Annotated in this window: 11 protein-coding genes; 5 read left to right on the top strand and 6 right to left on the bottom strand. The window is 71.4% G+C overall.

Annotated elements, in window-relative coordinates:
* Positions 1-29: 29 nt before the first annotated feature.
* On the top strand, positions 30-581 hold the full coding sequence (locus ABZV77_RS39610; protein WP_356267709.1) for an isochorismatase family protein: 552 nt from the start codon (positions 30-32) through the stop codon (positions 579-581).
* A 46-nt stretch (positions 582-627) separates the two neighbouring features.
* Here ABZV77_RS39610 and ABZV77_RS39605 read toward each other — a convergent pair whose 3' ends face one another.
* The 4 genes from ABZV77_RS39605 to ABZV77_RS39590 all read right to left on the bottom strand — a co-directional run bounded on the left by ABZV77_RS39605 (position 628) and on the right by ABZV77_RS39590 (position 4813).
* Positions 628-1416: a GNAT family N-acetyltransferase gene (locus ABZV77_RS39605; protein WP_356267707.1), complete on the bottom strand. Its 789-nt coding sequence runs from the start codon at positions 1414-1416 to the stop codon at positions 628-630.
* A 54-nt stretch (positions 1417-1470) separates the two neighbouring features.
* Positions 1471-2511 (bottom strand): PhlD, encoded by a 1041-nt coding sequence (locus ABZV77_RS39600; RefSeq protein WP_356267705.1) that lies wholly within the window; start codon positions 2509-2511, stop codon positions 1471-1473.
* Positions 2512-2670: 159 nt separating this feature from the next.
* On the bottom strand, positions 2671-3492 hold the full coding sequence (locus ABZV77_RS39595) for a helix-turn-helix domain-containing protein (protein WP_356267703.1): 822 nt from the start codon (positions 3490-3492) through the stop codon (positions 2671-2673).
* A gap of 433 nt (positions 3493-3925) precedes the next feature.
* Complete coding sequence (locus ABZV77_RS39590; protein ID WP_356267701.1) at positions 3926-4813, bottom strand: Gfo/Idh/MocA family oxidoreductase; 888 nt, start codon at positions 4811-4813, stop codon at positions 3926-3928.
* A 203-nt stretch (positions 4814-5016) separates the two neighbouring features.
* Between ABZV77_RS39590 and ABZV77_RS39585 the strand changes: the two genes are divergently transcribed.
* Both ABZV77_RS39585 and ABZV77_RS39580 read left to right on the top strand, forming a co-directional pair.
* On the top strand, positions 5017-6489 hold the full coding sequence (locus tag ABZV77_RS39585; RefSeq protein ID WP_356267699.1) for an MFS transporter: 1473 nt from the start codon (positions 5017-5019) through the stop codon (positions 6487-6489).
* Positions 6490-6881: 392 nt separating this feature from the next.
* The gene (locus tag ABZV77_RS39580) at positions 6882-7397 is read left to right on the top strand and encodes a TetR family transcriptional regulator (RefSeq protein WP_356267804.1); all 516 of its coding nucleotides are present in this window, start codon (positions 6882-6884) and stop codon (positions 7395-7397) included.
* Here ABZV77_RS39580 and ABZV77_RS39575 read toward each other — a convergent pair.
* A complete protein-coding gene (locus ABZV77_RS39575; protein ID WP_356267697.1) occupies positions 7348-8322 on the bottom strand; it encodes a DMT family transporter in 975 nt (324 codons plus the stop codon). The two genes, ABZV77_RS39580 and ABZV77_RS39575, sit on opposite strands and share 50 nt — an antisense overlap.
* 242 nt (positions 8323-8564) lie before the next feature.
* Between ABZV77_RS39575 and ABZV77_RS39570 the strand changes: the two genes are divergently transcribed.
* Together ABZV77_RS39570 and asnB are read left to right on the top strand one after the other, a co-directional pair.
* Positions 8565-9170: a helix-turn-helix domain-containing protein gene (locus tag ABZV77_RS39570; RefSeq protein ID WP_356267803.1), complete on the top strand. Its 606-nt coding sequence runs from the start codon at positions 8565-8567 to the stop codon at positions 9168-9170.
* A gap of 236 nt (positions 9171-9406) precedes the next feature.
* Complete coding sequence (gene asnB, locus ABZV77_RS39565) at positions 9407-11248, top strand: asparagine synthase (glutamine-hydrolyzing) (RefSeq protein WP_356267695.1); 1842 nt, start codon at positions 9407-9409, stop codon at positions 11246-11248.
* Positions 11249-11283: 35 nt separating this feature from the next.
* Here asnB and ABZV77_RS39560 read toward each other — a convergent pair whose 3' ends face one another.
* A complete protein-coding gene (locus tag ABZV77_RS39560) occupies positions 11284-11568 on the bottom strand; it encodes a hypothetical protein (protein ID WP_356267694.1) in 285 nt (94 codons plus the stop codon).
* Positions 11569-11638 lie beyond the last annotated feature (70 nt).

Here is an 11638-nt window from a genome sequence, read left to right as displayed (position 1 = left end):
GACAAGAACGCATGAGAAAGGCGACACCCATGACTGCCACCGTCCTCGACCCCACCACCGCCCTCGTCCTCGTCGACCTCCAGAAGGGCATCACCGCGCTGCCCACCGCCCACCCCTCGCAGCAGATCGTCGAACGGGCCGCCGCGCTCGCCGACGCCTTCCGCGAGCGCGGACTGCCCGTGGTCCTGGTGCGGGTGACCGGCGGTGCCCCAGGCCGCACCGAGGCCCCCGCGCGCGGCGGCGACGTGCCCGCGGACTGGGCGGAGCTCGTGCCCGAGCTCGGCCGCACCGAAGCGGACATCGTCGTCACCAAGCAGCAGTGGGGCGCCTTCTACGGCACGGACCTCGACCTCCAGCTGCGCCGCAGGGGCGTCACCCAGGTCGTGCTCGCGGGCATCGCGACGAGCATCGGCGTGGAGTCGACGGCCCGCGCGGCGCACGAGCACGGGTATCACGTGACCGTGGCCGTCGACGCCGTCACCGACATGGACGCCGACGCCCACCGCAACAGCGTGGAGAAGATCTTCCCGCGCCTCGGCGAGACGGACACCACGGAAGCCATCGCCAAGCTCCTCGGATGAGGCCTGGGCCCACGGCCGGAACGCGCACGGCCGGAACGCCCACGGCTTACGGGCGGTACACGTACGGCGTGGTCGTGCACAGCGTGGCGAAACCGAGCCGGTCCAGGATCGGGCGGCTGTCGTCCGAGGCGTCCACCTGCAGATAGCGGTAGCCGCGCTCGACGGCGATGCGGGCGCGGTGGGCCACCATCGCGCGGTAGATGCCCTTGCCGCGCCACTGCGGGTCGGTGCCGCCGCCCCAGAGCCCGGCGAAGTCGGTGCCGGGGCGGAACTCCATCCGCGCGCCGCACACCGGCCGGTCACCGGCCATCGCGACGACCGCCACGATCTCGTCCGGCGCCTCGGCGAGCTGGGCGAGCACACGCCGGGCGAGGTGCTCGCTCAGCGCCGCGTCGTCCTCCCCGAACGCGGCGAGGTGCGCCTCGGCCATGAGCCGTGCGCCTGTCGCGTCCGTCACCGGGAGCAGCCGGATGCCGTCCGGCAGCTCGGGGCCCGCGGGCAGGGCGGCGGCCTCGGCGACCATCACGGTCTCCACCGGATCGGCCTCGAACCCGGCCGCGAGCAGACGCGCACCGAGGTCGGCGGGCTGGTCGTAGGAGTGCAGCTTCCACTCGAACTCGCGCCCGGCGGCGGCGAAGTGGCGCACCTGCTCAGCGATCACGGCGTCCGCCGTCGACGCGTCGATGCCGGTCCACAGGACGCCGTTCCAGTCGTGTGCCGAGCCGGTCACACGGACGACGCCACCGGTCCGCTCGACCCGGGTGTCACCGCCTTCGCCCTGCGTGTCGTGCCGAAGCTGACGGTCGTACGCGGCCAGTACCGCTGCATGATCCATGCGGTCACCTCAGCAGTGCGCCGAAGCGGCGGCAACCGATTTTCCGCCGGAGCTCTAGGCCTGCCAGCGGCAGCGCACGGCCGCCGTGGCGAAGCCGGGCCCGAAGGCGATGGCCGCGCCGTGCGCGCCGTCCTCCGGAGGGTCGGCGTGGGTGCGTTCCAGGACGCGCAGGATGCTGACGCCGCCGAGGTTCCCCTCATGGCTGAGCGTGTCCGTGGAGTGCCGGGAGCCGTGCTCGTCCATCCGGAGCGCGGCCGCCGTGTCGGCGATGATGCGCGGGCTGCCGGGGTGGATGACGGCGAAGTCGAGCTGCCGCGGGCCCAGCCACTCCAGGAGGTGCGGCATCACGTCGGTGACGGCGGCCAGGACCTGCTTGGTCGAGTCGAAGTGGATGCCGTCCATGGAGATCCGGCCGCGCTGGCGCTCCAGGCTGCCCGCCAGGACGTACTCGAAGGTGTCCTCGATGGCCAGTCCGGGACCCAGCGGTGTGTCGGTGACGACGGTCGCGGAGGCCGCGTCCCCGAACAGCGCCTTGTAGATCATCGACTCGATGGTGGTGTCGCTGTGGTGGTAGATGCTGGACAGCACCTCGGAGGCCACGACCAGGACCTTGCTGCCGGGCCGTGCGGCGAGGAGGTCGGCGGCGCGGGTGAGGGCCTGGGTGCCGCCGGGGCAGGCCACCGAGGTGAGCGCGATGCGGCGCAGGTCGGGGCGGAGGCCGAGGCGGGTGACGAGGTGGATGTCCAGGTTGGGGACGGCCCAGCTCGTGGTGTGCGTGGTGACGATCGCGTCGATGTCCTGCGCGGCGAGGCCCGCGCTGTCCAGGGCCATGGTCGAGGCGCGTTCGGCCATGGCGAGCGCGTCGGTGAAGGCGACTTGCGCGCGTTCGCCGACGTCGGCCGTCCCGGACACCGTGGGGGAGCCGAGCGGGCGCGTGAAATGGCGGGTCTGTACACCGCAATTGCCGATGACGCGGAGGATGGCGCGCAACCGAGGGTGGTCGGCGTGGTGCGCGCTCACGTCCTCGGCTATCTCGGCCGTGGTGACCTTGTGGTCGCCGAAGACGGTGTGTGGTCTGAGTACGTGAGCAGTCACGAGGCGACTCCCCATGGATCGGCGAAGCGGGTGGGGGTGTGGCCAAAGTACTGCACTGTGCCGGGAGTGCCCTGTCGAGCGCCGGATGCTCGAATGCGTGTGCGAGACGCGTGTATGCGATGCGTCTGTGAGATGTGGCTGTGAGATGCGTGTGCGGGCTCAGTCGGAGCGGAGGATGGGCGCGCGCGAGTGGATGCGGTGCGTGCCGCGGTGGAACACCAGGATCATCAGCCGGGAGCCGGGCGCCGTCAGGGGCTGCGCCGCGCACATGGTGACCCAGCCGGGGCCCTCCAGGGCGTGCAGCAGGGGGCGCTCGTCGCCGTCGGGGTGCGGATGGGAGTTGCCCGCGGCGTAGAGATCGGCGGTCTCGGGGTCGGCCAGGATCTCCTTCTCGATCTGCCGCAGGATGTCGTCGTCGGGCCTGGTGGCGAGCGCCGCCCGCAGTTGCGGCAGCACCATCGGGGCCCAGGCGGTGTGCCAGTCCATCAGGGTCTCGCGCCCGTGCGGGTCCAGGAGCATCCAGCGCAGCGTGTTGCCGGGGACCTTGCCGCTCGGGAACATCCCGGCGAAGGCGGTGTTGTACGCGAGCATCTCCCAGGATGCGTCGGTCACGTAGGCCATGTGTCCGATGCCGTCGACCGCCTCCTGCCAGACGCCGGGCACCTCCTTGCCGGAGGAGAGGTGGAGCGGTCCCGGCGGGTCCTGCAGCAGTGCGTACCGACAGAGGGACACCCACTCCTGTTCGTTCAGCCCGAACAGGCGTGCCACGTCCCGGAGCAGCGAGGTCGGCGGATTGGGGTAATTGCCGGACTCGAGACGGTGGTACGTCCCGAACGTGCGGTGGAGCAGTTGGTCGACCTGGTGCTGGGACAGGCCGGGGGCGCGCCGGCCCTGGCCTGTCGGGCGGGCGAAGCCGTGCGATTCGGGGGCTATGAGGGCGCGTCGTTCGCGGAGCAGAGCGCGGAGCGCCGTCTTGTTCATGGTGGGTAATCCCTCTTGGTGCACGCCGAGTTGGAGCGTGATCAGTCTAAATATTCACATCGGCTTTGGTAGTAAACATTGCCCGAAGAAAACGATCAGTTGCTCGGGCATGATGGAGCTTGCGGGGTCACCGACCTGCAGGTTTGATCGTCGGCGGGCGCCCGTGCACAACAGCGGGGCATCTTGTCCGGGGAGTTCGAGAATGGCTGAAATTCCCCGGCATTGGGTACCCCCTAGGCCTACAGGGCCGATGTGGGAAGCGTGTGGGACAACTGTTCGTATTTTGATCCGTGTGGTCGGAATCGGAGCAGCGCAGGACCGCACAGCTCTGCTCCCCGCGCCGGTTCCGTAGGACCACCGGATGCGGTCGGTGCCGTCACTCGCCATTACGTAGCGGCCACGGTACCGGCCGCCCGTGGTTGTCCCGGGCGGATCACGTGGCCGTGATGTGCTCCTCCGCCCGCGCCAGAATCTCCGAGACGCGCAGCCCGAACCGTATGTCGCACGGATGCGGCGTGCCCGTGGCCGCGGACCCGACGAGCGCGTCCACCGCCGCTCCGAACGGGTCGCCCGCGTCTTCCCACGACGGAAGCACCGCCGTGCCGTTCTCACCGCGCAGCTCCACCGCCACGCCCTCGCACTTCGCCGGTGCCGAGAGGGTCAGCGTCGCCGTGCTGGACGCGCCGCCCGTGTGCCGCAGGATCAGATGGACCGTGTCCCTTGGGCCCGGTGCCGCGGTCACGTCGGTGACGTCGCCGAGGACGGGCAGCAGCATCGACAAGGCGTGCGGGCCGACGTCCCACAGGCCGCCCCGGCTCGCACGCCAGGGCGACGAGAACGCGGCGCTGCCGTCCGGCGCGTAGAACGAGCCGTACCAGTCGGCGCGGCCCGTGAACCAGCCGCCCGTGGTGACCTGGTCGGCCAGCCAGGCCGCCGAGGCGCGGGTGAAGCGCAGCGTGAAGTAGACCACGGAGGCCACCCCCGCACGCTCGGCAGCCGCCGCGAGGTCCCGCGCCCCGGCGAGCGTCGTGGCCACGGGCTTGTCCAGCAGCAGATGGCAGCCCGCCGCCGCGGCCCGTGCGGCGAGGGGTGCCTGCACGTCGGGCGGTACCGCGAACGCCACGGCGTCACTCGCGGCGAACAGCTCGTCCACGTCCGCGTACGCCCTCGTGCCGTGCTCGGCGGCGAGCGCGGCCGCCGCTTCGGGGCGGCGGCCCCAGATGCCACTGAGGTCCACGCCCGGGTGCCGGGCCAGCGCGGGGGCGTGCGTGGCGGAGGCCCAGGGGCCCGTGCCCACCAGGCCGAAGCGGAGTCGGTTCATGGGCCGCAGTATGACCGAAGCCGCCTGCCGCGGACCTGTCGCGGCAGGGGGCGCGCGGCCCGCCTGGGCGGTTCACGGCCAAGGGGCGACGGTGTACGGCCGGGGTCCGAGGGTCGACCGTCTCCCTAATTCCTCTCGGTGAATAGCCATTCACCCGATATGGTGAATGGCTATTCACCTCATACAGCAGGGGGAGAGAGGCCATGGCGCCTGTTCCGACAGCCGGTGGCGCGGGAGGGCTGCGCAGTCGGCTGGCCGTCCCCGTGCTCGCCTTCGGCGGCATCCTCATGGCCGTCACGCAGACCGTCGTCGTGCCGCTGCTGCCCGATCTGCCCCGCCTGACGGACAGCTCGGCCGGTGCCGTGTCCTGGCTGGTCACCGCGACACTGCTGTCCGGAGCGGTGCTCACACCCGTACTCGGCCGGGCCGGTGACATGTACGGCAAGCGCCGCGTCCTGCTGACCGCCCTCGGTCTGATGGCCGGGGGCTCGGTGCTCTGTGCGCTCACGTCCGACATCCGGCTGCTGATCGCGGCACGGGCCCTGCAGGGCGCGTCCGCCGCGGTGGTGCCCCTGTCCATCAGCATCCTGCGCGATGAACTCCCGCCGCAGCGCACCGCGTCCGCCGTCGCGCTGATGAGCTCCACGGTCGGGATCGGCGCCGCGCTCGGTCTGCCGCTGGCCGCCCTCATCGTGCAGTACGCGGACTGGCACGTCATGTTCTGGGTGACGGCCGCCCTGAGCACCGCCGGTCTCCTGCTCGCCCGGTGGGCCGTGCGGGAGTCTCCGGTGCGTTCGCCGGGGCGGTTCGACACGTGGGGCGCGCTCGGCCTGGCGGCCGGACTGGTCTGCCTGTTGCTTGCGGTGTCGCAGGGCGGCCAGTGGGGGTGGGGGAGCGGGCCCGTCCTAGGGCTGTTCGCGGGTGCCGTCGTCATCCTGTCCGTCTGGTGGCGGATGCAGTTGCGGGCGAAGCAGCCGCTGGTGGACCTGCGCCTTGCGTCCGGACGGCGCGTCGCCCTGCCGCACGTGACCGCGCTGCTCGCCGGGTTCGCCTTCTACGCCAATTCGCTGGTGACCGCGCAGCTGGTGCAGGCGCCCGCCGAGAGCGGCTACGGCCTGGAGCTGTCGATCGTGGCGACCGGTCTGTGCCTGCTGCCCAACGGCGTGATCATGCTGGTCCTCTCGCCCTTCTCGGCCCGCGTCTCGACGGCACGCGGCCCCCGGGTCACCCTCGCGGTCGGCGGCGCGGTCATGGCACTGGGCTATGCCGTGCGTATCGTCGACAGCCGGGAGCTGTGGGTGATCATGCTCGGCGCCGCGGTCGTGTCGACCGGGACGACGTTCGCGTACTCGGCGCTGCCCACGCTGATCCTGCGTGCGGTCCCGGTCGAGCAGACCGCGTCCGCGAACGGCGTGAACGTCCTGATGCGGACGATCGGCCAGAGCGTCTCCAGCGCGGCGGTCGCCGCCGTACTCGTCCGGCACACCTCGTCCGCCGACGGCGTCCGGTTCCCCACGCTCGGCGGCTACCAACTCGCCTTCACCCTGGCGGGCACGGTCGCGCTCATCGCATGTGCCACCGCACTCGCCATACCCTCGGACACGGCCCCGAAGGGCGACCGGAAGACCGCCGGACGCGGCGGGTCGACCCAGGAGACCGCGCTGGAGGGAAGCTGACCATGGCGGCGAGGAACACGACTGCGGCGGGCGCGGGCGCCCAGGGGGGCGTGGCTGCGGAGGCGGACGGGCCGTCGCACGCTGACGTGCCCTCGGACGCCGACGCGCGCTTGAACGCCGACGCGCGCTTGAACGCTGAGGCACGGCACTCGCCGCCCGGCGGGAGCCTGAACGCCGACGCGCAGCACTCGCCGTCCGACGGAAGCACCCGCGCTGACGCGCGCTCGAACACTGACGGGCGCCCCCTCGCTGCCGACCGCCCCGCCGCCGACCTGAGCCGTAAAGCCGACACGAGCCCGCATACCGACCCGCGCCCGAACTCCCCTACCGACCCGCGCCCGAACCAGACCCCGCCCGCCGGGCGCAGGGACGCCGAGGCGACCAAGGGGGCGATCATCCGTGCCGCACGCCATCTCCTCGCCCGGCACGCGCACGGTGACATCACCCTCAAGGCCGTGGCCGACCGGGCCGGGGTGAGCGCGCCGTTGATCCTCAAGTACTTCGGCAACAAGGACGCGTTGTTCTCCCAGGTCATGTCGTTCGAGGCCGACGCCGGGGCCTTCCTCGACGCCCCCGTCGCCGACCTCGGGCGCCACATGGTCCGGCACCTGCTCACCGGTCAGGCCGAGCGGGGTGCCGACCCGATCCTGCGCATCGTCTTCGCCCCGCTCCACGGCGAGCAGGGCGACATACTGCGCGCCAACTTCCGCGTCCAGGTGGCCGATCGGCTCACCGAGCGGCTCTCGGGGCCGGACGCGGGGCTCCGGGCCGAGCTGGCCGTCGGCATGCTGCTGGGCCTGGGCGTGATGTACGGCATCGCCCGCGGCCCGCACCTGCGCGCCACGGAGATCGCCGAGATCACCGACCGGTACGCGCCCCTGGTGCAGGCCTTCCTGACGCCTCGCTGACCCGCACCGCCGAGGCGGCGGCACCCGGCCGTTCGGCCTCACACCGGTTCGGCTCCCGTCGAGCCGCGCCCCGCCGTACGACCACCACCGCCGCGAGCCCGACGGCCAGGCCCGCCACGGTCTGCGGCCCGAAGGGCTCACCGAACATCAGGGCGCCCCACAGGGCGGTCACGGGTGCCATGAGGAACATCAGCGTGTTGACCTGGGTGACCCCGGAGCGCCGCAGGATCAGCCAGTACAGGCCGTACCCGCCGAAGGTGGAGAACCCCACCAGCCACCCGATCGCGGCCCAGAAGGAAGCCTCGGCCGGTGGCGTCGCGGCCCCCGCCGCCAGCGCGAGCCCCGTGAAGACCACGGCGCTCGTGACGCAGTGGACGGTCATCGACACCGAAGGGGCGACCGGACGGGGCGCACGCCGGTCGAGGAACGTCGCCGCCACCAGCGAGAGCATGCCGAGGAACGGCACGAAATAGGCCCAGGCAGGGGCGTCGCCGCCGTGCGCGAAGTCCGCGGCGGTGACGATGACGACGCCGGTCACACCGAGGCCGAGGCCGGTCCACTGCGTGCGCGAGACGTACTGGCCGAGCAGGGGCCCGGCGAGAGCGCCCGCGACGAGCGGCTGGGTGCCGTCGATCAGGGCGGTCGTACCGCTGGAGACGCCGAGCTGGATCGCGAGGTACACGGTCAGGAGATAGCCGCTCTGCGACAGTGCGCCGACGACCGCCTGCCGCCCGACATCGCGCGCCGTCAGGCCCCGCCAGGACGCCCGGGAGAGCACCAGGGCGACGAGCCCGAGCACCACGGCCAGTGGCAGGAAGCGCCACATCAGCACCGTCACCGCGGACGCGCTGCCCGCGCCCAGTTTCGCCCCGATGAACCCGGAGCTCCAGGTCAGCACGAATGCGGTCGACAGCAGGACGTTCATGGGTTTCTCCCGTCGTGCGGCGGCTCGGCGTAGGTGAGTAGACAGATCGGTCTACCTGTGTGACGGGAGTGAGTATACAGATCGGTATAGGGCTTCTGTATACAGGTCGGTCTACCATGGAGTGCATGGGTGACGACGCGTACAGGACGGAAGCCGAGACGGCAGGCGAGGTGGAAGGTGAGGTGCAGGGCAGGCCGGATCGCGGGGCAGGGCCTGGAGTTGCCGCGCCGCACCGCATCGCCATGACCCCGGCCGCGCGCCGCGCCCTCGACGCCGCGGGGCGCCTCTTCTATGAGCGCGGCATCCACGCCGTCGGCGTGGACCTGATCGCCGCTGAAGCCGGGGTGACGAAGAAGACCCTCTACGACCGGTTCGGCTCCAAGGAGCAGATCGTCGTGGAGTACCTGGCCGACCGGGACGAGCGCTGGCGCGCCTTCCTCGCCCCGTACTTGGAGGCTGCCGCCACACCTCGGGCCCGGATCCTCGCCGTCTTCGACGCCTCGCGCGACTGGGCCGACGGGTATCTGACGAAGGGGTGCAGCATGGTCAACGCGCACGCCGAGATCAGTGACCCCGCCCACCCCGCGTACCCGATCATCATGGGCCAGAAGGCCTGGATGCTCGCGCTGTTCACCGGCCTCGCCGAGGAGATCGCGCCGAGCGGGGGTGAAGCCGGAAAGGGGGGCGTGCGGCTGGGGCGGGCGCTGATGCTGCTGCATGAGGGCGCGCTCGTCGCGCACGGCCTGCAGCTGTTTCCCGACGCCATCGATGAGGCCCGTGGGGAAGCTGAGGCGCTGTCCGGCGCCGCCGTCGAGCAGGGGCGGGGCCGGGTGTCCGAAGAGCGTTGACAAGTCTTTGCCCGTGGCTGGAATGTTCCCTTCCGGGCGCGGGAGTCCTGGCGTCCGACCGGGTCAGTTGGCGGCACTGACACGAGTCACGCACCTGGGACTGGCAAAGCGCGGCCGAAACCGCCGGGGTCGGCGGGGCGTACGGGCAACGGGGGCGTTGACCGTACGCGGGCACGGGAGCACGCTGCACACATAGGTGCTAGTTACACCTAGTTCGGCGAGCGGAAGGAAAACGCATGTGCGGCATCACCGGCTGGGTCTCCTTCGACCGTGATCTGACGGCCGAGTCCACCACTCTGGACGCCATGACGGAGACGATGTCCTGCCGCGGTCCCGACGACCGCGGCAGGTGGACCGCCGGGCCCGCCGGGCTCGGACACCGTCGGCTCGCGATCATCGACCTGCCCGGCGGACGCCAGCCCATGACCGTCGAGACGCCGACGGGCACCGTCGCCCTGGTCTACTCCGGTGAGACGTACAACTTCACCGAGCTCCGCCGCGAACTGGCGGGCCGCGGCCACCGGTTCACCACCGCGTCCGACACCGAGGTCGTGCTGCGCGGCTATCTCGAATGGGGCGAGGCCCTCGCCGAGCGGCTGAACGGCATGTACGCCTTCGCGATCTGGGACGCCCGCCACGACAAGCTCGTCATGGTCCGCGACCGCATGGGCATCAAGCCCTTCTACTACTACGAGACGTCCGACGGCGTCCTGTTCGGCTCCGAGCCCAAGGCGATCCTCGCCAACCCGCTCGCCCGGCGCCGGGTCACCCTGGACGGCCTCAGGGAAGTGTTCGCCGTCGTCAAGACGCCCGGTCACGCCGTGTGGGACGGCATGAACGAGGTCGAGCCCGGCACGGTCGTGACGGTGGACCGCTCCGGTCTGCGCCGGCACGTGTACTGGTCGCTGGAGACCCGTCCGCACACCGACAGCCGTGACGCGTCCATCGCGAAGGTCCGCGAACTCCTCGACGACATCGTGCGCCGCCAGCTCGTCTCGGACGTGCCGCGCTGCACGCTGCTCTCGGGCGGCCTCGACTCCTCGGCGATGACGGCACTCGCGGCCCGACAACTGGCCGAGGTGGGCGAGACGGTGCGCAGCTTCGCCGTCGACTTCGTCGGCCAGGCCGACAACTTCGTCGCCGACGAACTGCGCGGCACGCCCGACACCCCCTACGTCCACGACGTCGCGCGGTCGGCGGGCACCGACCACCGCGACATCGTCCTGGACTCCCACGCCCTCGCCGACCCGGACGTACGCGCCAAGATGATCCGCGCGCGCGACATACCGATGGGCTTCGGCGACATGGACGCCTCCCTCTACCTCCTCTTCCGCGCCATCCGCGAGCACTCCACGGTGGCGCTGTCCGGGGAGTCCGCGGACGAGGTCTTCGGCGGCTATCTGCAGTTCTTCGACGAGACGGCGCGCGCGGCCGACACCTTCCCCTGGCTGGTGCGTTTCGCCGACCACTTCGGGGACGACGCCCGCATCCTGCGCTCCGACGTGACCGCCGCGCTCGACCTGCCCGCCTACATCAAGGAGAGCTACGCGACGGCCGTCGCTGGCATCCGGCGCCTGGACGGGGAGAGCGACTTCGAATTCCGGATGCGGAAGATCTGCCATCTGCACCTGACCCGATTCGTACGCATCCTGCTCGACCGCAAGGACCGCGCGAGCATGGCGGTCGGCCTCGAGGTGCGCGTGCCGTTCTGCGACCACCGGCTCGTCGAGTACGTGTACAACACGCCCTGGGCGCTGAAGTCCTTCGACGGCAGGGAGAAGAGCCTGCTGCGCGAGGCGACCGCCGATGTGCTGCCGCGGTCCGTCTATGACCGGGTGAAGAGCCCGTATCCCTCCACGCAGGACCCCAAGTACGCGGTCGCCCTCCAAGGGCACGTCAAGGATCTGCTCGCACGGCCCGGGCACCCGGTCTTCGACCTGGTGGACCGGGAACGTGCGGTGCAGGCCGCGGGGCGGGAGGCGCCGCAGATTACGCAGGCCTCGCGGCGCGATTTGGAGCGGACGCTCGACCTTGCGCTCTGGCTGGACCTCTACAGCCCTGAGATCGACCTGACCTGACCTGACCCTGACCTGAGCTGTGTGCCGCCTCCTGGTCACCGTCCCTGTTGTTCTTCGGGGTCCGCCGTGGCGGCGAGGGTGTCGAGGAATCGTCGGAGCGCGGGTGCCCCGTCCGGGCCGAGGTCCCGCTTGACCGGGGGCACGGCCGCCCCGCGCCGGGTGTCGGAGGTCTGGCACGGGCCGGGCGACTCCTCGGCCCGGACGGTCACCGTGCGGTGGATGAACTCGGCCACCGGCAATCCGAGCCGGTCCGCATGCCGCAGGAGCGCGGCGTACTCGTCGGGCGTGAACAAGACCTGCACAGGCTTGGCACCGTCCATGGACGCATGATGCCGCTCGGGCGTGTGTGACGCGGCGCGGTTGGCATATTCGCCCTCGAAGGCGTGAAAA

The organism is Streptomyces sp. NPDC004732, assembly GCF_040609235.1.
In the GTDB taxonomy this organism is placed as follows: Bacteria; Actinomycetota; Actinomycetes; order Streptomycetales; family Streptomycetaceae; genus Streptomyces.
The sequence above is the reverse complement of the archived record's forward strand: the minus strand, read 5'-3'. Positions and strand labels throughout refer to the sequence as shown.